The sequence below is a fragment of the Halorubrum sp. AD140 genome (assembly GCF_034497445.1).
Taxonomy (GTDB): Archaea; Halobacteriota; Halobacteria; order Halobacteriales; family Haloferacaceae; genus Halorubrum.
The window spans coordinates 24,538-44,636 of record NZ_JAXRUU010000023.1 but is presented as its reverse complement, the minus strand read 5'-3'; the positions used below and the strand labels follow the sequence as shown (position 1 = coordinate 44,636).

The 20,099-nt window shown below is 69.4% G+C and carries 26 protein-coding genes; 16 read left to right on the top strand and 10 right to left on the bottom strand.

All coding sequences use genetic code 11. The annotated features are described in order from the left end of the window. Positions 1-572: 572 nt before the first annotated feature. Entirely contained in the window at positions 573-2,006 is a 1,434-nt protein-coding gene (locus U4E84_RS08010; protein WP_322531576.1) for a 5'-nucleotidase C-terminal domain-containing protein, read from the bottom strand. A 270-nt stretch (positions 2,007-2,276) separates the two neighbouring features. Here U4E84_RS08010 and rpl7ae point away from each other — a divergent pair, with 270 nt between their 5' ends. The 4 genes from rpl7ae to ndk are packed head-to-tail and all read left to right on the top strand — an operon-like array spanning position 2,277 to position 3,542. After that, complete coding sequence (rpl7ae, locus tag U4E84_RS08005; RefSeq protein ID WP_322531575.1) at positions 2,277-2,639, top strand: 50S ribosomal protein L7Ae; 363 nt, start codon at positions 2,277-2,279, stop codon at positions 2,637-2,639. 6 nt (positions 2,640-2,645) lie between these two features. Then, entirely contained in the window at positions 2,646-2,870 is a 225-nt protein-coding gene (locus tag U4E84_RS08000; RefSeq protein WP_004046478.1) for a 30S ribosomal protein S28e, read from the top strand. A 3-nt stretch (positions 2,871-2,873) separates the two neighbouring features. Further along, a complete protein-coding gene (locus U4E84_RS07995) occupies positions 2,874-3,062 on the top strand; it encodes a 50S ribosomal protein L24e (protein ID WP_322531574.1) in 189 nt (62 codons plus the stop codon). After that, a complete protein-coding gene (gene ndk, locus U4E84_RS07990) occupies positions 3,063-3,542 on the top strand; it encodes a nucleoside-diphosphate kinase (RefSeq protein ID WP_322531573.1) in 480 nt (159 codons plus the stop codon). 224 nt (positions 3,543-3,766) lie between these two features. On the opposite strand, the gene U4E84_RS07985 is transcribed toward ndk, so the two are convergent. The 3 genes from U4E84_RS07985 to U4E84_RS07975 all read right to left on the bottom strand — a co-directional run bounded on the left by U4E84_RS07985 (position 3,767) and on the right by U4E84_RS07975 (position 6,067). Next, positions 3,767-5,062: a PQQ-binding-like beta-propeller repeat protein gene (locus U4E84_RS07985; RefSeq protein WP_322531572.1), complete on the bottom strand. Its 1,296-nt coding sequence runs from the start codon at positions 5,060-5,062 to the stop codon at positions 3,767-3,769. Between the two features lie 68 nt (positions 5,063-5,130). Then, positions 5,131-5,820, bottom strand: a complete 690-nt coding sequence (locus tag U4E84_RS07980; RefSeq protein WP_322531571.1) for a carbonic anhydrase — start codon at positions 5,818-5,820, stop codon at positions 5,131-5,133. A gap of 112 nt (positions 5,821-5,932) precedes the next feature. Continuing rightward, positions 5,933-6,067 carry a hypothetical protein gene (locus U4E84_RS07975; protein WP_322531570.1) on the bottom strand — a complete coding sequence of 45 codons (135 nt, stop codon included), beginning with the start codon at positions 6,065-6,067 and terminating at the stop codon, positions 5,933-5,935. Positions 6,068-6,310: 243 nt separating this feature from the next. Between U4E84_RS07975 and eif1A the strand changes: the two genes are divergently transcribed. From eif1A to U4E84_RS07960, 3 genes are all read left to right on the top strand, one after another. After that, positions 6,311-6,595 carry a translation initiation factor eIF-1A gene (gene eif1A, locus U4E84_RS07970; RefSeq protein ID WP_322531569.1) on the top strand — a complete coding sequence of 95 codons (285 nt, stop codon included), beginning with the start codon at positions 6,311-6,313 and terminating at the stop codon, positions 6,593-6,595. A gap of 140 nt (positions 6,596-6,735) precedes the next feature. Further along, entirely contained in the window at positions 6,736-7,470 is a 735-nt protein-coding gene (locus tag U4E84_RS07965; protein ID WP_322531568.1) for a helix-turn-helix domain-containing protein, read from the top strand. Positions 7,471-7,537: 67 nt separating this feature from the next. Next, the gene (locus U4E84_RS07960; protein WP_322531567.1) at positions 7,538-7,723 is read left to right on the top strand and encodes a hypothetical protein; all 186 of its coding nucleotides are present in this window, start codon (positions 7,538-7,540) and stop codon (positions 7,721-7,723) included. Positions 7,724-7,849: 126 nt separating this feature from the next. Here U4E84_RS07960 and U4E84_RS07955 read toward each other — a convergent pair whose 3' ends face one another. Beyond that, positions 7,850-8,185: a hypothetical protein gene (locus tag U4E84_RS07955; RefSeq protein WP_322531566.1), complete on the bottom strand. Its 336-nt coding sequence runs from the start codon at positions 8,183-8,185 to the stop codon at positions 7,850-7,852. A gap of 114 nt (positions 8,186-8,299) precedes the next feature. On the opposite strand from U4E84_RS07955, the gene U4E84_RS07950 reads away from it, so the two are divergent. Together U4E84_RS07950 and U4E84_RS07945 are read left to right on the top strand one after the other, a co-directional pair. Continuing rightward, complete coding sequence (locus tag U4E84_RS07950; RefSeq protein WP_322531565.1) at positions 8,300-10,192, top strand: ATP-binding protein; 1,893 nt, start codon at positions 8,300-8,302, stop codon at positions 10,190-10,192. A 137-nt stretch (positions 10,193-10,329) separates the two neighbouring features. Then, positions 10,330-10,791, top strand: a complete 462-nt coding sequence (locus U4E84_RS07945; RefSeq protein ID WP_322531564.1) for a universal stress protein — start codon at positions 10,330-10,332, stop codon at positions 10,789-10,791. 42 nt (positions 10,792-10,833) lie between these two features. Here U4E84_RS07945 and U4E84_RS07940 read toward each other — a convergent pair whose 3' ends face one another. After that, positions 10,834-11,121 (bottom strand): transcriptional regulator, encoded by a 288-nt coding sequence (locus tag U4E84_RS07940; RefSeq protein ID WP_322531563.1) that lies wholly within the window; start codon positions 11,119-11,121, stop codon positions 10,834-10,836. 169 nt (positions 11,122-11,290) lie between these two features. Between U4E84_RS07940 and U4E84_RS07935 the strand changes: the two genes are divergently transcribed. Beyond that, positions 11,291-12,013, top strand: coding sequence for a DUF4013 domain-containing protein (locus U4E84_RS07935; protein WP_322531562.1), 723 nt, complete (start codon positions 11,291-11,293; stop codon positions 12,011-12,013). Between the two features lie 59 nt (positions 12,014-12,072). Here U4E84_RS07935 and U4E84_RS07930 read toward each other — a convergent pair whose 3' ends face one another. From U4E84_RS07930 to U4E84_RS07915, 4 genes are all read right to left on the bottom strand, one after another. Beyond that, positions 12,073-12,549 (bottom strand): 50S ribosomal protein L11, encoded by a 477-nt coding sequence (locus U4E84_RS07930; RefSeq protein WP_322531561.1) that lies wholly within the window; start codon positions 12,547-12,549, stop codon positions 12,073-12,075. 105 nt (positions 12,550-12,654) lie between these two features. Then, positions 12,655-14,034 carry an MFS transporter gene (locus tag U4E84_RS07925; RefSeq protein WP_322531560.1) on the bottom strand — a complete coding sequence of 460 codons (1,380 nt, stop codon included), beginning with the start codon at positions 14,032-14,034 and terminating at the stop codon, positions 12,655-12,657. A 54-nt stretch (positions 14,035-14,088) separates the two neighbouring features. Then, entirely contained in the window at positions 14,089-14,793 is a 705-nt protein-coding gene (locus U4E84_RS07920) for a TetR/AcrR family transcriptional regulator (RefSeq protein ID WP_322531559.1), read from the bottom strand. Positions 14,794-14,960: 167 nt separating this feature from the next. Next, positions 14,961-15,155: a cold-shock protein gene (locus U4E84_RS07915; RefSeq protein ID WP_092566404.1), complete on the bottom strand. Its 195-nt coding sequence runs from the start codon at positions 15,153-15,155 to the stop codon at positions 14,961-14,963. A 152-nt stretch (positions 15,156-15,307) separates the two neighbouring features. Between U4E84_RS07915 and sdhC the strand changes: the two genes are divergently transcribed. The 6 genes from sdhC (at position 15,308) to U4E84_RS07885 (ending at position 20,055) form a co-directional block, all read left to right on the top strand. Further along, a complete protein-coding gene (sdhC, locus tag U4E84_RS07910; protein ID WP_322531558.1) occupies positions 15,308-15,733 on the top strand; it encodes a succinate dehydrogenase, cytochrome b556 subunit in 426 nt (141 codons plus the stop codon). Between the two features lies 1 nt (position 15,734). Then, a complete protein-coding gene (locus U4E84_RS07905; RefSeq protein WP_322531557.1) occupies positions 15,735-16,106 on the top strand; it encodes a succinate dehydrogenase in 372 nt (123 codons plus the stop codon). 7 nt (positions 16,107-16,113) lie between these two features. Continuing rightward, the gene (locus U4E84_RS07900; protein WP_322531556.1) at positions 16,114-17,004 is read left to right on the top strand and encodes a succinate dehydrogenase/fumarate reductase iron-sulfur subunit; all 891 of its coding nucleotides are present in this window, start codon (positions 16,114-16,116) and stop codon (positions 17,002-17,004) included. Positions 17,005-17,057: 53 nt separating this feature from the next. Beyond that, positions 17,058-18,887 (top strand): FAD-binding protein, encoded by a 1,830-nt coding sequence (locus tag U4E84_RS07895; protein ID WP_322531555.1) that lies wholly within the window; start codon positions 17,058-17,060, stop codon positions 18,885-18,887. Between the two features lie 213 nt (positions 18,888-19,100). Then, complete coding sequence (locus tag U4E84_RS07890) at positions 19,101-19,328, top strand: TrmB family transcriptional regulator (protein WP_322531554.1); 228 nt, start codon at positions 19,101-19,103, stop codon at positions 19,326-19,328. Between the two features lie 91 nt (positions 19,329-19,419). Continuing rightward, entirely contained in the window at positions 19,420-20,055 is a 636-nt protein-coding gene (locus U4E84_RS07885) for a uracil-DNA glycosylase (RefSeq protein ID WP_322531553.1), read from the top strand. Positions 20,056-20,099: the final 44 nt, after the last annotated feature.

Sequence of the window (20,099 nt, the reverse complement as noted above, 5' to 3'; positions counted from 1 at the left end):
CCTCGGAGTCGGTTTCGTCCTCGGGGTCGGTCTCGTCCTCGGAGTCAGTTTCGTCGTCGTCCGAAGGCGCTTCAGGGTCGTCCGAACAGCCGGCGATACCGATTATCCCGGCCGCACCCACGACGCTAACGAACTTCCGGCGGTTGAACTCTTTTTGTACCATAGATCGAACCCGTCGTCCCCTCAATGCTCCGTACCCATTGTTAGAAGTCAGATAGGCGAATATCGAGGAATTACCGCGTATCTGCGCCGCAGAAGCCGACGAAACTGCGCGAGACGACGGTCGAAACGGTCTCTCCTCCGCGAACGACCGGTACGCGTTCGGGGAACAGCGAGTATCTCCAGCGTATCGAGGGCCGACCATCGGTATGGTGAACGAATCCGGCGAAACCGGATCCGAACCGCTCAGACCCGACGCGCGCTTCGCGTCTTGCGGATCGAGCGGCGGTGAGCCGTCCTTACCTCGAAGAGGCAGCCGACGCGATCGTCGCCGTTGACGGTGCGGCTCCTCGCAGCGATCCCGCAGCGACCACACCTCGATTTCTGCGTACACCCACTCCGCTCTCACCCGTTCAGTCGTCGTCGGCCGCGGCGGCCCGGTTCCGGATATCGATGCGCCCCTCGATCTCGGGGTCGATCCCGTGTTCGCGGGCATAGGCGGCGAGCACCTCGTACTGGATGTCGGCCTCGTCGATCCGGTGCCGCTGTGCGAGCGTCGGGAACTCGTGTTCGGAGTGGAGCAGATACTCCGAGACCGCGACGGTGTACCGCGCCTCGGGGTCGATGGGGTCGCCGCCGACGGCCGCCTCCAAAATCAGTTCCGCGTCGGCGTCCCAGACGACCTCGGCGTTCGAGACGTGCCCGTGCCACCAGTCGTCCTCGCCGAAGTCGACGTCGGGCGCGGCCATCTCGCGGAGCACGTCGTGGAGCTCCGCGCCGGTGACCGAGGCGAGCGCCACCGGCTCCTCGAACGGGATCAGGCTGATAAGGTCGGCCTTCGTCACCGCGTCCGCCCACGGATCGCCCTGCCGGAGCCCGCCGGCGTTCGAGAGCCCCACGTCGGCGTCGAGCGCCCACCGGAACGCGTCCGCGACGAAGTTGCCGACGCGGCACTCCCCGCCGTGGACGACGTCGCCCGTGCGCTCGATGGGCTCGTCGACGACGTCGACGGTCTCGCCGAGGTCGGCCGCGGCCATGCGCTCCGCGAGCGCGTCCGCCAGCCCCGGCGCGGGGTCGGCCCCGTCGGGCTCGTGGAGCGTCGCCGCGGGGACCGGCGAGTCCAGGTCCACTTCGACGACCGTCTCGCCGTTGACGCCGGGACGGACGACTCGCGTGTCGGCGACGACCGCGTTGCGTCGGCTGTGGACGTGTCCGCCGAGGATCGCGTCGACGTCGAGCGCCCGGGCGAGGTCGTCGTCGCCCGCGCCGAGATGGGAGAGGACGACGGCGTGGTCCAGCGCGGTGGGGCCGTCGGCGTCCGCGTCGTCTCCCCTCCCGCGCTCCGCGACCGCGGCCCGCATCTCCGCGAGCGCGTCGCGAGCCGCTTCGAGGGGGTCCTCGAAGTCGAGGTCCGCGGCCATCGGGTTCAGCGAGTCGGTGGCTGGGTCGGTGACGCCGACGAACCCGACCGTGGCCCCGTCGACCTCGCGGGTCGCCCACGGGACGACCCCCTCGTCGCGGCCGAAGGGCTCGCCCGCCTCGTCGCGGACGTTCGCGGAGACGAACGTCGCGGGCGCGTCGGCGACGAGGTCGCGGAGCGCGTCCGGCCCGTAGTCGAACTCGTGGTTGCCGAACGTGTCGAGGGCGGTGTCGGTCGCGGCGTAGAAGTCGATGACCTGCCGGCCGCCCGCGACCAGCGAGAGGACGCCCGGCGCGGTCGTGTCGCCGGTGGCGACGACCGCGGCGTCGGGGCCCGAGAGCGCCCGGATCCGGCCGGCGAGTCGGGCCGCCCGCTCGGGCGCGTCGAAGACGTTCTCGATGTCGGAGTAGTGGACGAGACGGACCATTCGATACGCGGAGGGACGGGGGAGCGACGCTTAAAAATCGCGGAGTGTCCCGGCGCACGAGGCGCGAGGCCCCCCGAGTTCGCGGGGGCGGTTCCCGCCACTCTCGGCCCGTGACCCCCGCTCGCACACGCGGAGGACATTGAAAGCGCTTTTATGGACGTCCGGACTACGTCGGGTCACAGCCTCTGTGGGGTTGATGATGTGCCGTTCCGTTAGGGACCGACCACGGGACGGGCACGCGAGCCCGCACGGGGGATAGGTGAACAACACATGCCCGTTTACGTAGACTACGAAACCCCAGCCGACCTCGCCGAGCGATCGCTCGAAGCGCTCGAGGTCGCCCGAGACACCGGTACCGTGAAGAAAGGAACCAACGAGACCACCAAGGCCGTCGAGCGCGGCAACGCCGACCTCGTCATCGTCGCCGAGGACGTCTCCCCCGAGGAGATCGTGATGCACCTCCCCGAACTCGCCGAGGAGAAGGGGATCCCGGTCGTCTTCGTCGACACCCAGGACGAGGTCGGTCAGGCCGCCGGCCTCGAGGTCGGCTCGGCCGCCGCCGCCGTCGTGGACGCTGGCGACGCCGAGGACGACGTCGAGGACATCGGCGAGAAGGTCGCGGAGCTCCGATAACCACCCATGAGCGCAGAAGAGGGCACCGGCGACTCGACCACCGCAGAGGTGATCGAGGTCGTCGGCAAGACCGGGATGCACGGCGAGGCCATGCAGGTCAAGTGCCGCATCCAGGAGGGATCGAACCAGGGCCGGATCATCACCCGGAACGTCCTGGGTCCGGTCCGCATGGGCGACGTGCTCCAGCTCCGGGAGACGCAGCGCGACGCCGACTCCATCGGAGGGCGATAACCGATGGTCGAGACACGCACCTGCGACTACACCGGCGAGGAGATCGAGCCCGGCACGGGCACGATGTACGTGAAGAAGGACGGAACCGTCCTCCACTTCGTCGACTCGAAGGCGGAGAAGAACTACTTCCTCGGCCGCGAGGCACGCGACCTCGAGTGGACCGAGGAAGGGCGCAACGCGGGTGGCGAGTAGATGAGCCACCACGACGAGCGCACCTTCGTGATGGTGAAGCCCGACGGCGTCCAGCGCGGTCTCATCGGCGAGATCGTCTCCCGCTTCGAGGAGCGCGGCCTGAAGCTCGTCGGCGGGAAGTTCATGCAGATCGACGAGGCGCTGGCCCACGAACACTACGGCGAGCACGAGGACAAGCCGTTCTTCGACGGCCTCGTCGAGTTCATCACCTCCGGTCCCGTCTTCGCGATGGTGTGGGAGGGCGCGGACGCGACCCGACAGGTCCGCGCGATGGTCGGCGAAACTGACCCCGCCGAGTCCGCCCCGGGAACGATCCGCGGCGACTTCGGCCTCGACCTCGGCCAGAACGTGATCCACGCGTCGGACCACGAGGACGAGGGCGCGAACGCCCGCGAGATCGACCTGTTCTTCGACGAGGACGAGCTCGTCGACTACGACCTCGACACCGCCGCCTGGGTGTACGAGGACGAACAGCACTGACCGTCGCGGCTTTTCCGTTTAACCGCCCTCGAGCGCTCACGACGAGCGCCGAGCGGTCGCGCCGTCGACACACCGCGTTTCCGGTGAATATTCGTCACCGATCCGACGTTGTCGTGCGGTTCTCGTGTCAGCGAAGTATATAAACGACCGCGTCCGCACCGCCGCCGCTCTCACAGGGTGTCCCATCTACAACGCGACTGAGCGGTCCGACGCTCCGCCGCCACTCAGCCGTCCAGCGCCACGACGCGGCCGTCGTCGGTGACGACGAGCACCTCGTCGGTCTCATCGCCGGTCGCGTCCGCGAACAGCGGCCCCGCGTACACCACGGCCTCGCCCGCGTCGCCGCGGGCGATCGCCTCGCCGTTAGCGTTCAACGCGAGCACGCCGCCCTCGCGGTTCACCGCGACCGGCCCGGGACCGGCGTCTCCGCTCACGTTGCCGATTCCCGGTGCGTTCACGCGGGTCTCGCCTCCGTACTGCTGTTTCCAGACGACCTCACCGTCGAGGAGGTCGACCGCCCAGACGCTGCCGACGCCGCCGACGTACACCCGGCCGGCGTCGGCGTCACCGACGTCGACGGGGCGGTCCTGAAGGCCGACGTCGTACCGACCGGAGCCGTCCGCGAGTTCGATCGTCTCCAGCGTGCCACTCGATCCGCCGAGCGCGAGGATCGGCCCGTCGCGAGTGTCGACCGCGTTCCAGCTCAGCGGCGTGACGGAGGGGGTCGTCGTCCAGCGCGTCTCCCCCTCGCCGTCGATCAGGCGGACGGTTCCCTCCTCGCCGGCGGTGACGACCGCGAGCCCTCGGGGCGTGCCGTTCGCCTCTTCCGCGTCGTCCGTCCCTCCGTCGTCCGAGTCGTCCTCGAAGTCGGCGATCAACGGGCGGCGGTCGACGGGCTCGCCGAGTGCCGTCTCGAACGCGGCGTCTCCGTCGGCGTCGACGGCGCGGACGTTCCCGTCGGTGGTGACCGCTGCGACCTCGGCGCGTCCGTCGTCGGTGAGGTCGCCGATCGCGGGTCGGATCCCGCCCGGGCCGTCGAGGTCAGCGGTGAACCGCGTCGAGCCGTCCGCCGCGTCGAGCACGACGAGCGTCCCCGACTCGGTCGTGAACGCGACCACCTCGTCCCCGTCGAGCGTCCCCGAGACGAGGCCGCTCACGTCGGTGGCCTCGTCGTCGCTCGCGTTTCCGGACCCGTCGTCGCTCCCGTCATCGCCGCCGCTCGCGTCGCCCGTGGCGACAGACGAGAGCGGCGCGCGCCACTCGACATCGTCGCCGACGGCGGTCGCGCGGATGACGCGTTCGCCGTCCTCGACCGTCGACTGCACGACGAGCGGGTCGCCGTCCGCGGTGGCGACGACCGCGCCGCTCCCGTCGTCGCCGTCGACGGGGTCCGTCTCCCACACGATCTCGGAGTCGGCCGCGCCGTCGTCGATGCCGACGAACGCGAAGAGGGCGACCCCGACGCCGGTCGCGCCGCCGGCGAGGAGGATCAGGGTCGCGAACAGTACGCGGCGGTCCATTGCCCGCCCGTTCGGGCGTCCCGGTGATACGGCTGTCGGATGCGGCGCGCGGGCACGGCGCGAGGGGCCTACAACAGCGTCGCGACACGGTCGGCGCGGTCCGCACCGACGAGCTCCCGGAGCGCGTCCGGGTCGCGCTCGCCGTTCGCGTTCACGAGGTAGACGGCGCCGTCGCGGTCGCCGTACGCGCCGTGGAAGTCGTAGACGAACCCGTACACGTCGGCGTCGGCGCCGCTCCCGGTCTCGCTGGCGATCGCGACCTGCGCATGGACGTTGCGCTCCACGAGTCGGTTTCGGAGGCTCGCGTCGTCGTCGGCCGCGGCGTCCGCGAGCTCCGCGAGGCCCGCCTCGACGACCGGGACGAGCTCCTCCACGTCGGCCCTGACGCCCGGTTCGTCGGGATACGTCCCCGTGCGGGCCGCGTCCAGAGCGGCGCCGACCGCGCCGCAGCCGGTGTGGCCGACGACCGCGAGCACCTCCGTGTCGGTGTGGCCGAGCGGGTAGGCGACGCTCCCCGAGAGCACACGCTCGTCGGCGACGACGTCGCTCACGCGGTTCCCGATGTTGCCCGCGGTGAAGAGGAACCCCGGCCGGTCGACGGCCCACATGCCCTCCTGCGAGACGCGCGAGTCCGAACAGCAGACGGAGACTACGGGCGGGCGCTGCCCGTCGCGCTGGTCGGCCAGCGCGGCGGCGGCAGGAGACGCGACGTGATCGTCGTTGCGGTCGAGCAGTTCGGTGAGGAGGCGGCGGCTCATGCGTCGACTTCTGCGCGCACGAGACAAAGAGGGACCGGGCGAGTGTCGTCTAGAGGGACCGGGCGAGTGTCGTCTCGACCGAAGCGCGACCGGGAGCCCCGACCGCCGAGGATCAGATCACGAGTCTGACGGCCAGAAACAGGAACCCGATCACGAAGGCGGCGAGCAGCGCGATCGTCGCTACCACGACGGCCGGGGCGAGCGCCTCCTCGTTCTCGTCGAGGACGACGCTTTCCATGTCTCTCATACGGGATCGGTCGTCGGCGCGCGGCTTGAACGCTTCGCTCGCGTCCGGAGACGGGACGCGTCCGCCAACACGTCACCCGCCGGCGGAGAGAGGGTTCCGTACCGCTTCAACGGGAGATCCGAGTGGCGGAGCGGCGGTGGGTTCATCGATCGCAGGTGCGTGGGGTGTCGCGCCAACGACTCGCACGGGAAACGCGCACACGCGTCTCCCATCACTTATACCGACGAACGCACTACGGCCTGTATGAGCGAAGAATCCGGGCGTCGGAACCTCCGAATGCCCTCGGACGACGAAGTGTTCGCCGTGGTGACCGAGCACCTGGGCGGGAACCACGTCCGCCTGCGCTGTGTCGACGGTAAGACGCGACTGGGCCGGATCCCCGGCCGCATGAAGTACCGAACGTGGATCAGCGAGGGCGACGTCGTGCTCGCGGAGCCGTGGGACTGGCAGGACGAGAAGGCGAACGTCGAGTGGCGTTACACCGACGAGGACGCGGACCAGCTGCGGCGGGAAGGCCACATCCAGTAGTCGTTTCGACGCGGTGCGCGGCGCCGATCTCCGAACCCTCCACACCCCCAGCAGCGCGCTCGGTTCGGTGACGACGAAGCGGCTCGACGCCACCGACTCGTCCCGGAAACCGTTTGAACGTCGGGAACCATCGCACAGGTATGCGCGAAGTGACCCTCCGGATCCGACACCACGGGGGGCCGGAGTCGGACGTGAGCGTCCGCCATCCCGACGTGACGTTTCGGTCGGTCTCGTCGATGACCGGGAACGGGAGCGAGTGGAAGCGGATCATGGAGCTCCGCGGGCCGACCGAGGAGATCGAGTCGTTCGTCGAGGAGTTCCGCGCGGCCGACGCCGTCGTGGAGGCGGAGCCGCTGTCGCCGATCAGCGGCAACCACGTGTACGTCGCGGTCGTGGTCGACGGCGACGGCTGGGAGGGGATCAGAGGGCGGCTCTCGGAGTTGGGGATCCACTACCGGATGGGCACGACCATCTCCGGCGGGATCGAGCGCTGGACGGTGTACCTCGAAGCCGCCGACGACCTCGCGGCCGTGATCCGAGAGCTGGAGCGGGGCGGCAACGAGGTGGAGCTCGCGCGAAACGTGGAGCTCTCGTCGATCGAGCGTCCGCCGGGACTACCGGCGTCTGGCATCCTCGACGGGCTCACCCCGCGACAGCGGGAGGTGCTGGCGACGGCCATCGCGGTCGGGTACTACGACCACGGGAGCGGGGTCGGCGTCGAGGACGTCGCCGACGAACTGGGGCTCGGGACCACGACCGTGTGGGAGCATCTCTCGCGGTCAGAGTCGGCCGTGATGAACGCCATCTTCGACCGCTTCTGGGGACGGACCGGGCGGGGGCCTGGCGAGGGGGACCGGCCGGCGGCAGAAGGCTGAGCGTTCGGTTCTCTCTCCTCCGAGGACGCGAACAACGCTTTTGTAGCTACGGCGTCCAGCGACGGGTATGACCCAGGGAACGGTGTCCGTTCCGGACGAGCAGTACGAGCGGCTGGCGGCGCTCGCGGCCGCGCGGGGAGTGACGCCCGAGGCCCAGCTGGCCAGCCTCATCGACGACGCCTACGAGGGACTCGACAGCGACCCGCCCGAGACGCTCCCGCTCGGAGTCAGCGATCCGGACGTCGAGGACTGAGCGGACGGCAGCTCCCCGGGCCGAGTCGGGGCCGGGTTCACCCGTCACCATCGCTCCTCGTCGGCGCGCGTTCGTCGGCGCGCGTTCGTCGGCGCTCCTCGTCACCTGCGCGCGTTCGTCGACGTCTCAGGCCGCGTCCGCCTTCGTCGCCTCGACCTCGACGTCGTCGGGGGCGACGCCGATCCGGGCGAACTGCGTGCGGACGTGCTCCTCGGCCGCGTCGAGCGCGGCCGACTTGGTGTCGAACCCGCGCGGCATCGGCTCCTCGAAGGCGACCCGGATCTCCTCGCCGTCGACGGTGAGCGCCGAACCGCCGCTCTCGACCTGATAGAAGGAGTCGCACACCCAGACGTAGGGGGCGTCCTCGTCCGGCGCGCCCTTGTACGTCGGCGGCTCCTCGCCGCGCTCGAACACCGTCCCGGTGAGGTCGGTGCCCCCGCCGCTGCCGCGGACCAGTATCATACCGTCGATAGGGGCCCGAGGCTGAAAAGGGACCCGCGGCGCGGACGGCGGTCGACCGCAGGCGGCCCGTCGACGAGGGGAAACGCTTTCGGGGTGGCGGTCGGTGGTGCGTCCATGACGCTGGAGGACTTCACCGATTTCACCGACGACGAGGGCGACGGCGAGGGAGACGCCGCCGACGCGCCCGCCGACGTCGATGCCGCCGACTCGCCGGCAGCCGGCGACGCAGAGGGCCGCGACGGCGGGCCGTCCGCGGACGACGCGAACGGTGCTGGCGCCGACGGCCACGGGGCGGCCGCCGACGGATTCTCCGAGTTCGCCGTGGAGCCGACCGGCGAGGACGTCGGCCTCGGCGTCGTCTCCGTCTCGCAGGGGCTCCGGGTCGCCGAGGAGGCCGACGAAACGACGCTGAAGGCGTTCGTCACGACCGGGAACCGCGAGTCGGTCCGGCTCGGGAAGTACCTCCTGATCCCGTACCCGGACGGCGAGCGGCTGTTCTGCCGGATCGTCGGGCTGGAGTACGCCCAGGAGTTCCGGTCCGACGACGCCACCGAGATCCACGCGCGCCGGCAGATGCGCCGCGACGACTTCGCCGAGCGCGACTACAAGTTTATGGCCGAACTGGAGCCGATGTCGGTCGTGTACGGCGCCGGCAACGACATGAGACGGCGGATGACCGACCGGGTGCCGAAGCCCGGCGCGGTCGTCGAGGAGGCCTCCGACGACGCCGAGATCAAGACGGGCCTGAAGATCCCCGAGGACGGCGTCTTCCTCGGTCACCTCTCGGTCGGCGGCGAGAAGGTGCGGACGGCCGCGCGGCCGCCGACCGTCGACTACCGGGTGAAAGACGACTACGCCGACGGCGACCCGCTCGCGTTCCGACACACGCTCGTCGCCGGCGGGACCGGGTCGGGGAAGACCCACGCCTCGAAGAACGTCCTCCGGCAGTACCTCGATTCGGACCGCACCTACCCCACCGGCGACGGCCGGGAGTCGCGGATGGCGGTCGTCCAGTTCGACCCCCAGGACGAGTACGCGCAGATGCACGACGACAACCCCGACCTCGACGCCGACTTCGCCCGCCGACTGGACCGGGAGGGGATCGCCCACGGCGGCCACGACGACACCGTCGCGCTGGTGCCGCGGGTCGCGAACGCGACGTACCCGGGCGAGGGCCACCGCGCCGAGCGCGTGGAGTTCACCATCCCCTTCTCGCTCGCGCGGGACATGCCGTGGCTCGTGGCCGGCTCCGGGCTCAACGACAACCAGTACCCCGCGCTGCTTACGCTCATCAACCGGTTCTTCCGCGACTACGGAGACTCGGGGACGTACGACCAGTTCCTCTCGTTCCTCGACGACCCGGCGCTCAAAGAGGAGTACGACGAGAACGGACGGATCCACGAGGCGACGTTCGACGCCGTCAAACGGCGGGTCCGCGGGGTTCCCGGCGGCGTGTTCGACCAGGACGCGAAGCCCATCACGGAGCTCGACCACACCCTCGTCCGGCCCGGGGGGCTCTCCGTGATCCCGACGTACCACCTGCCGACCTCCCGGCAGAAGGAGATCGTCGTGCTCGCGGTCGCGGGACTGCTCGTCGACGACAAGCTCTCGAACGACCCCGACAGCGACCGGATCGAGGAGACGCCCCTCCTCATCGGGATGGACGAGGCGCACAACTTCCTCGCCGACGCCGACAACGTGCAGGCGCGGAAGGTCGTCCAGAAGTTCACGGAGGCCGCGAAGCAGGGCCGCAAGGAGCGGCTCGGTCTCTTCCTGATCACGCAGGACCCCCAGGACGTCGCGGAGTCGGTGTTCAAGCAAGTGAACACGAAGGTCGTCTTGAACCTCGGCGACGAGGACGCGATCTCCAGCGTGAACATCCCCTCGAACCTCGCCGGCAAGGTCCCGTACATGGAGAAGGGACAGATGGTGGTCTACTCGCCGGACAACTCGGAGCCGGTCGAGCTGATCGGGCTCCCGAAGTGCGTGACGCGCCACGGCGACTGAGCGACGGCTCGCAGCGTGAAGGCGGCTCGCGGCGCAAAGACGGCTCACAGCGCGAAGGCGGCTCGCAACGCGAACCGCCTTTCCACGCGGTCGGAGTCGCCGACTGGGTTTTTCAGGACGGGACGAGAAGCGCGGATATGACCAAACGGATACTGGTTGCGATCGACGGCTCTGAGGAGGCGACGGAGGCGCTGTGGTTCGCGGCCACGGAGTGGCCGGACGCCGAGCTGACGGCGCTCCACGTGATCAACCCGGCCGACTCGACGACCGGCGCGGAGGGGGGATTCCCCGGCGCGGTCGACCAGTGGTACGACAGCGCGAAGGAGCGCGGTGAGCGTATCCTCCGCGACGCGATCGAGGCGGTGGACCGCGACGTCGACACCAGACTGGAGGTGGGCCGGCCGACCGCGGCGATCCTCGCGGTCGCGGGCGGCGAGGCCGCCGTGGGTGACGAGGAGGGGGCGGAGGGGACCGGAGAGCCGTTCGACCACGTCGTGCTCGCGAGCCGCGGCCGGACCGGGCTCTCTCGGATCCTGCTCGGCAGCGTCGCCGAGGGGGTCGTCCGTCGCGCCGACGTGCCGGTGACGGTCGTGCGCTAACGGGAATCGAGAGCGCGGACGGACCGGCCGGCCCCGCCGCCCTCACTCCTCGGCGCGCTCGGCCTCGACGACCTCGCCGACGACGGTCCAGCCACCGTCCTCCGGTCCCGACCGACCCAGCAGCACCGACTCGTGGTCCTCGGAGGTGATAAGCCGGAACTCGGCGTCGCGGTCGCCGTCGGTGCGGACTCCCTCGCCGCGGAACTCCCGCTGGAAGAACTCGGTCGAGGAGAACGCGAAGACGCCGGTCTCGCCGGTGTCGAGCGTGAGCCGGACCGGCCGCGGCTGGACGTTGTGGATCCGCTTCGCGATCGGGTGGAGATCGGGCATATCGGAACGTCCGTGAGAGTCGGAAATAAAGGCGCCGTCCGCACGGTGTGCCTCGTTGGCGTCGGTCGCGCAGTCTGTACCGGGTGAGCGGCATCGTCGACCGTGCCTCCCCGGTGAACCCACCGTACGAGGTTAAGCCGTCTCGGCGCGTTGATACGTGGGATAAGCCATGATATCAGCGTCGCTCACCTACCTGCGCGACGGCGACGACGCCGTCGTAACCGTCCTGATCGGCGGACTGCTCCTGCTCGCGAGTCCGCTCGTCGTCCCGTCGATCCTCGTGCTCGGCTACGTCTCTCGCGTCCTCCGGCGGACGGCCGACGGCGACGACGCGCCCCCAGCGTTCGACGGGTGGAGTGGTCTCCTGACCGAGGGGCTGAAGGGATTCGTCGTCACGCTCGTCTACTCGCTGGTTCCGCTCGCGGTGTTCGCGGTCGCGGCGGTCTTCGGCGTGGGCGCGGCCGTGGTCGGATCGGGCGGGGGCAGCGGGAGCCTTCTCGGCGGCCTCCTCGGCGGGGCGTTCGCGTTGGTGCTCGCGCTCGCCGCGCTCGCGGTCTCGCTGGCCGGCCTCTACGTGACGCCCGCGGCGCTGGCCGCCGTCGCCGACTCCGGTCGGATCGGCGACGGGTTCGCGATCGGGACGCTCTGGACCGTGGTCGCGAAGCGGGCGTACGCGACCGGCTGGCTCACCGCCGCCGCGGTCGTCCTCGCCGGCGCGCTGGCCGTCGGCGTGCTCTCCGTGGTGCCGGTTCTGGGGACGATCGCGGGTGTGTTCGTGCAGTTCTACGCGCTCGTGGCCGCGGCCGCCGTCGTCGGCTGGACGTGGACCGACGTGCGACCCGTCGCGCCCGATCCGCCGGACTCCGAGATCGCGGAGCGGCCCGCCGTCTAGGCGGGTTAAACGTACCGAACAGACCGCACGCGGCAAAAAGACCGGAAAAGAAAACCGCGTTACGCGTCGAGGACGTCGTCGTAGTCGCCCGCGTCGACGCGGTCGTCGAACGTCCGGGCGTCCTCGCCCTCGATGGTGACGCCGAGGGAGGCGCAGGTGCCGCCGACCTCCTTGGCGGCGTTCTTCACGTCGTACGAGAGCAGGTCGCTCGACTTCTGCTCTGCGACCTTCTTCACCTGCTCGACCGACATGTCCGCGACGAAGTCCTTCTGGGGCTCGCCGGAGCCCGTCTCGAACCCGGCCTCGTCTTTGATCAGTTCGGCCGTCGGCGGCACGCCGACCTCGATCGTGAACGAGCCGTCGTCCTCGTACTCGACGGTGACGGGAACCTCCATCCCGTCGAACGCGGCGGTCTCGTCGTTGATCTGCGCGACGACGTCCTGTACGTCCACCGGCGTCGGCCCGAGCTCGGGGCCGAGCGGCGGGCCCGGGTTGGCCTGCCCGCCGGGGACGAGCGCTTCGATAGTTCCAGCCATGTCCGTACGAACCCGGTGGCGACTTTTAACGGTTGTTCTTTCGGGCAGCGGAAGCCAGCGGTTCGCACACGGACGGTGACGGCCCCACCGCGAGTCCGTGCCGACCTACGACTCCGCTCCGGTCGCGTCGCCCGCGGCGGCCCCCGAGTCGCCGTCGGTTCGCCCCGGGAGGAACGTCCCGGTCTCCCGGCGGACGCCGACGAGCAGCGCGACGCCGGCGGCGAGGGGGACGACCGCGCAGGCGGCGTAGATGGGAGCGAACCCGACCGCGTCTATCAGCGGCAGCGACACCATGGGCCCGAGGCCGCCGCCGACGTCGCCGAGGACGTTGTTCGTCCCGGAGGCGCGTCCCATCCGCTCGTCGGGGGTGAGGTCCGCGAGCAGCGCCATCATCGGACCGCTCGTGCCGCCCTGGCCGGCGCCGATGAACACGCAGGCGAGCGCGAGGTCGACGACGGACCCCGCCCGGGCGAGCAGCAGGAACCCGACGAACGAGACGACGAGGAACGTCAGGAGGATCGGCGTCCGCGAGTCCCGGGTGTCCGATATCCGGCCGCCGACGAGCATGAAGACGGACGCCGAGAGGACGGTGCCGGCCATGAGCAGCCCGGAGGTGCCCTGCGGGTCGAGTCCCAGGAGCGAGAGGTCGTTCTCGCCGAGGAACAACACGAGCGTGGAGAACAGCGCGCCGATGTACGCGAACAGCAGCCCGAAGTTGACCAGCCCGACCGTCACGGCGGGGAGCGCCGTGTCGACGTCCCACGGCTTGATCGAGTCGCCCGCGCGCTCGCCGGTGACGTGGGTCTCGGGGACGTACCGGTGGGCCACGACGCTGGCGGTGAGCGCGAACGCGGCGGCGACGACGAAGGCGGCGGCGTTGCCGGCGAGCGAGGAGACGACGCCGCCGAGCACGAGTCCGGCCGGGAATCCCATCGTGATCCCGCCGCGGACGACGCCCATGTTCGTCCCGCGCGAGCCGCTGTCCGAGAGGTCGGCGGCGATGGTGTAGGCGGTCGCGAACACCGCGGCGGAACCGAGCCCCCAGAGCACCCGCGCGAGGAGGAACCACGTCTCGGGCGCGACGGCGGCCGCGATCGGCGTGAACCACCAGTCCGGTCCGACGACGAGCGGGCCGACCGCGAACCGCGGCAGCGACGCCGCGAGGGGACGGAGCGACTCGGCCGGCGGGGTCGCGAGGGCGACGACGTACCCCAGCGTGGCGATCCCCTCGATCAACAGCCCGTACACGAACGGCTTGCGCGTTCCGTACCTGTCGACGAGCGCGCCCGCGGGGGCGTTCGCGACGAGCCGCACCCACCGGTTCGCCGAGAGGATGACGCCGACCATGAACGCCGAGATCCCGAGCACCGCGCCGAGGTTCGGGAGGATCGGGAAGACGACGCCGCCGCCGAACCCGACGAAGAAGGTGCTGGCGATCACCGCGAGCAGCACAGTCGGGGGACGGTCGAAGCCGAACCGCCCCATCTCAGGGGCCCCGCCGGGACGTCCCGTCTCCTCCCCGTCGCACCGGCGCCGCGGTCATTCGGTCTCGTCCCCCCGGCGCATCGCCGCGATGCCGTCCGCCAGCGAGGGGACGGCCACGCCCTCCGCGAGCAGCGGCTCGACGATGCGCTGGAGCGTCGCCTCGGCGACCCGCCGGGTGTACGTCGGCTCGGGAAGGTCGTCGACGGTCGCCGCGTCGTCTCCGTCTGTCCCAGCCGCCCCGCCGGTGAGGGTGATCTGTCGGGTCCGCGCGCCGTCGAGCGTGGCGACGACGAGCGCCGCCGTCTCCTCGACGTCGACCTCGCGGAACGTCCCCTCCTCGATTCCCGATTCGAGGATGTCGGCGACGGTGCCGCGGAGCAGGCGGTCGCTCCTGACCAGCTGTTCGCGGATGCGCTCGTTGAACGGGCCCTGCGTCCGGAGTTCGAGGAGGGCGATGTGGAACGCCTCGCGGTCGACGGCGTCGGCCTCGAAGACGAACCAGCCGACGAACCCCGCGAGCCGCTCGGCCGGGGGGTCGTCGGCGTGGGCCCGGATCCGCTCCTCGGAGTCGGTGATGACGTGGTCGAGGAACGCGACGAAGAGGTCCTCTTTCGTGTCGTAGTGGTAGTGTAGCAGCGACTTGCTCTTCGAGCACTCGTCCGCGATGTCCTGCATCGTCACGTCGGCGTAGCCGTGGGCGCGGAGCGCGCGGTAGACTCCGTCCATGATCTCCTCGGCCGCGCCCGGCTGATCACTCATTGACTGACCAGTCAGTCAGCTTGAAGTAAATCCCTGTCGATCGGGGTTCGAACGGCCGGTTCACCGCGGAGCGGCGACGACCGTCCCCGTCGGGCTGACGGTCGCGTCGCTCGGGAGGCAGAGCGGTCGAAAAGCCGATACTCCCTCGCGAACGTCGTCGTCAGCGGTTACAGACGGGTGACGTTCGTCGCGCGCGGACCCTTGTCCGCCTCCTCGATGTCGAACTCGACTTCCTGACCCTCCTCCAGGTCCGGGCCGCCGACGTCCTCCATGTGGAAGAACACGTCCTCGTCCGCGTCGTCAGTCTCGATGAATCCGTAGCCGCCGGTGTCGTTGAAGAAATCAACCTTCCCTTTCGCCATTGCATCAGTACGAGCGAGAGGAGTACATAAAAGGCTTCCGCGAGCGGGACCGGCGTGCCAAGACGGGGCACACCCGGACACGGCGGGGATCCGTCGGGGTCGATCCCGCCGTGTTAGTAACTACTATACGACCCCGGTGGAAAGCGATGTGTATGAGTCAGTCGTACAATCGAGGCCTCATCGAGGACTTCAGCCGCTGGCGGGAGTTCGAGGCGGGGATGTGGGCCTGGATCTTCCACAAGTTCACCGGATGGGTACTCGTCGGGTACCTGTTCACCCACATCGCCGTGTTGAGCACCGGAATCCCGGCAGCAGGGGCGGGCGAAGCGGCGATAATGGCCGGCGAGGACGTGTACACCCAGACGATCGTCAGCCTGGAGAGCCTGCTTCTCGTCCGCATCCTGGAGGTCGGGCTGCTCGCGGTGGCCGTCTTCCACATGCTCAACGGAACCCGACTCCTCCTCGTCGACCTCGGCGTCGGCCTGGAGGCGCAGGACAAGAGCTTCTACGCGTCGCTACTCCTGACCGGAGCGATCACCGTCGCGTCCGTTCCGACGTTCATCGCGGGGGCGTTCTGAGATGGCCGAGCGCTACTCCTCGTTCGAGTCCGGCGGTCGGATGTGGCTGCTCCAGCGCGTCACGGCGGCGTTCCTGCTCGTCGTGCTGGCGTTCCACTTCTTCCTGCTCCACTTCGTCCACCACGCCGACGAGGTGTCGTTCCTCGCGAGCTCGGCGCGCATGGAGCAGCTGAGCTACTACTCGCTGATGATCCTGTTCCTGCTGACGGCGACGTTCCACGGCGTCAACGGCGTGTACAACGCCCTCATCAACCAGGGGCTGACCGGCACCAAACGCGCCGTCGTCAAGTGGACACTCGTCGCCGCGAGCGTCGTCCTGATCGTCCAGGGCGTCCGAACCGCGAACGCGTGGGCGGGAATCGGACTCTACTGAGCCGACCATGAGCACACAGATACCCAAACAGACCGAGGAATCGAGCGAAACCGAGAGCGAGGCCGACGTCCCGTCGAGAGGGGACGAGCGGCGGGCCGAGAAGCGTCGTCGCGCCGAGGAAGCGCGACGCCAGCGGGAGGCCGAAGCGGCGGAGAAGGCGGCGGCCGACGAGGACACGATCGAGCTGAAGGTGTTCCGCTACGACCCCGAGGTCGAGGGGAAACAGGAGCCCCGGTTCGACACGTTCCACGTCCCGTTCACGAAGGGGATGACCGTCCTCGACGCGCTGATGTACTCGCGGGACAACTACGACTCCTCGCTCACGTTCCGCCACTCCTGCCGGCAGGCGATCTGCGGGTCCGACGCGATGTTCGTCAACGGCGGCCAGAAGCTCGCGTGTAAGACCCAGATCTCGGAGCTCGACGAGCCGATCCGCGTCGAGCCGCTCCCGCACGCCGAGGTGACGAAGGACCTCGTCGTCGACTTGGAGCACTTCTACGACCAGATGGAGGCCGTCGAGCCGTACTTCCAGACGAACGACCTGCCGGACGGCGAGCTGGAGGAACAGCGCCAGTCGCGGGAGAACCGCGAGAAGGTGAAGATGTCGACCCGGTGTATCTGGTGTAGCGCGTGCATGTCCTCGTGTAACATCGCCGCGGGCGACAACGAGTACCTGGGGCCCGCCGCGATCAACAAGGCGTACCGGTTCGCGATGGACGAGCGCGAGGGCGAGGAGATCAAACAGAAGCGGCTGGAGATCATCGAACAGGAGCACGGCGTCTGGCGGTGTCAGACGCAGTTCTCCTGTACCGAGGTGTGCCCGAAGGACATCCCCCTCACCGAGCACATCCAGGAGCTGAAACGCGAGGCGGTAAAGAGCAACCTGAAGTTCTGGTGAGCACGGGAGACACCCTCAAGGGACTCCGGAAACAACGACATATCATACCTACAATGCACGAACACGACGTCATCGTTGTCGGCGCCGGGGGGGCGGGACTCCGGGCGGCGATCGCGGCACAGGAAGCGGGGGCCGACGTGGCCATCGTCTCGAAGCTCCACCCGGTCCGCTCGCACACGGGCGCGGCCGAGGGAGGAATCAACGCGGCGCTGCGGGACGCCGACTCCTGGGAGGACCACGCGTACGACACCATGAAGGGGTCGGACTACCTCGGCGACGCGCCGGCGGTCGAGGCCCTCTGTCAGGAGAGTCCGGAGGAGGTGATCCGCCTGGAACACTGGGGGATGCCGTTCTCCCGCGAGGACGACGGCCGCGTCTCACAGCGCCCGTTCGGGGGGCTGTCGTTCCCGCGCACCACCTACGCCGGCGCCGAGACCGGCCACCAGATGCTCCACACGATGTACGAGCAGGTGGTCAAACGAGGAATCACGGTGTACGACGAGTGGCACGTGATGGACCTCGCCGTCACCGACGAGGACGACCCGGCCGACCGCACCTGCCACGGGGTCGTGGCGTACGACATCCAGAGCGGCGAGGTCAGCGGCTTCCGCGCCGAGAACGGCGTCATCCTCGCGACCGGGGGGATGGGCCAGGTGTTCGATCACACTACGAACGCGGTCGCGAACACCGGCGACGGCGTCGCGATGGCGTACCGCGCTGGCGTCCCGATGGAGGACATGGAGTTCATCCAGTTCCACCCGACGACGCTGCCGTCGACCGGCGTCCTGATCTCCGAGGGGGTCCGCGGCGAGGGGGGCATCCTCTACAACCGCAAGGGCGAGCGCTTTATGTTCGAGCACGGCTACGCGAACAACGACGGCGAGCTCGCCTCCCGAGACGTGGTCTCGCGCGCCGAGCTGACCGAGGTCAACGAGGGGCGCGGCATCGAGGACGAGTACGTCCACCTCGACATGCGGCACCTGGGTGAAGAGCGCATCCTCGACCGGCTGGAGAACATCCTCCACCTCGCGGAGGACTTCGAGGGCGCCGACGGGCTCACGGAGCCGATGCCGGTCAAGCCGGGTCAGCACTACGCGATGGGCGGCATCGAGACGAACGAGTTCGGCGAGACCGCCATCGACGGCCTGTACGCCGCGGGCGAGTGCGCCTGCGCGTCGGTCCACGGTGCGAACCGCCTCGGCGGAAACGCGCTCCCCGAACTCATCGTCTTCGGCAAGCGCGCCGGGCGTCACGCGGCCGGCGAGGACCTGGGCGAAGCCGAGATCCCGACCGGCAAGCGGGGCGAGTGGGAGCCCGCTGAGTACGAGTTCGAGGTCGAGGTCGGCGAGGTCGGCGGGCAAGGCCCCGCCGCGGCCGACGGCGGCGCGGTGGCGACGGACCCCGACGGCGTGCTCGAAGCGGAAGTCGAGCGCGCCAAGGCCCGCGTCGACGAGCTCCTCTCGCGGAAGGGTCGCAACCACGCGGAGATCCGCTCGCAGGTCCAGGAGACGATGACCGCCAACGTCAACGTGTTCCGCGAGGAGGGCGGCCTGAAGGAGGCGCTCGTCGACCTCCGCGAGGCGCGCGAGGCGTACAAGGACGTCGCCGTCTCGGACCCATCCCGGACGTTCAACACCGACCTCATTCACACGATGGAGACGCGGAACATCCTCGACATCGCCGAGGCGCTCACGATGGGCGCGCTCGCGCGGCGGGAGTTCCGCGGCGCCCACTGGCGCAAGGAGCGCCAGGAGCGCGACGACGAGAACTGGCTGAAACACACGCTCGTCTCGTGGAACGACGGCGAGCCCGAGCTCTGGTACAAGCCGACGATCCTCGAGGGCGAGACCAAGACGTACGAGCCCAAGACGCGCTCGTACTGAGCCGTCGAAACGGACACGATCGTTCCGGATTCTTCACGGTCTCTTATCCGTCGTCGGTCGAAAACGGCTGCGCGTTCGGCGGTCGTCTCGGACGACAGTCTGCGAGGAACGGGCGCGTTACGCGCGCACCGTCGAGAGAATCCCCACTTCCACCGCATTCGACGATCGTTGAATAGGGGATTTATTATCGTCGAAAACGACGGGTCGAACAAGATGATACACACAGAGACCGCACGCGCCTCGGCGCCGGCGCTGCCGCCGGAGCTGCAGTCTCCCCGCGCGAAGCTCGTGTACCTGTACCTGACCACGACCGGCGACGCCACCGTCTCCGAGATGGGCGACTCGCTCGGGATGAAGAAGATCTCGCTGTACAGCATTCTGAAGACCCTCAAGCGCGAGGGGATGGTCGACTCCGACGGCGACACGTACGCGCTGAACTGACCTCGCGACCCGGTCGACGCGATCGGTCCGTCTTCTGATCGTCTCACCCCGTCAGCGGAGCGTTTAGGGACCTGCGGGCCGCAGAACGGGCGTGGACGCGAACCAACAGGAGTTCCGAAACCCGTTCGGAATGGACGAGGCGTGCGAGAACTGTCCCGAGCTGTGCGCCGCCCGCGAGCGCGTCGTCCACGGCTACGGCGACGTCGGCGCGGAGTTTCTCGTCGTCGGGACCCGACCGACCGCGGCCGCCGAGGAAAACGGTGTCCCCTTCACCGGTGCCGGGGCTGGCGAGCGGGTCCAGTCGATCTTCGCCGACCTCGGATTCGTCCGGTCGTCGCCGGACGCGGCGGAGCCCGACGTGCAGAACGTCTTCTTCACGAACCTGACGCGCTGTCGCCACCCCGAACGCGAGCCGACCGACCGCGAGGTCGACACCTGCGAGCCGTTCCTCAACGCCGAGATCCGGATGATAAACCCGCAGATACTCGTTCCCGTCGGAGAGCGACCCCTCCGAGAGCTGGCGATCGAGTACACGACGCGGCGACCCGACTCCTTCGACGTCGAGGCCGAACACGCGACGACGATCCGGGGCCGGGGCTTCGAGCTGGTCCCAATGATGGAGCCGGACGCGATGACGGAGGCGGACGTGGACGCGTTCCGCGAGCACGTGCGAGAGAACGTGTTGGGTCGTGACTATCGCCAGACGAAGGGCCGACAGAGTCGCTGACGACGGCGGGACGACAGCGGGCCGTCGGTCCGCGAGACGACCGT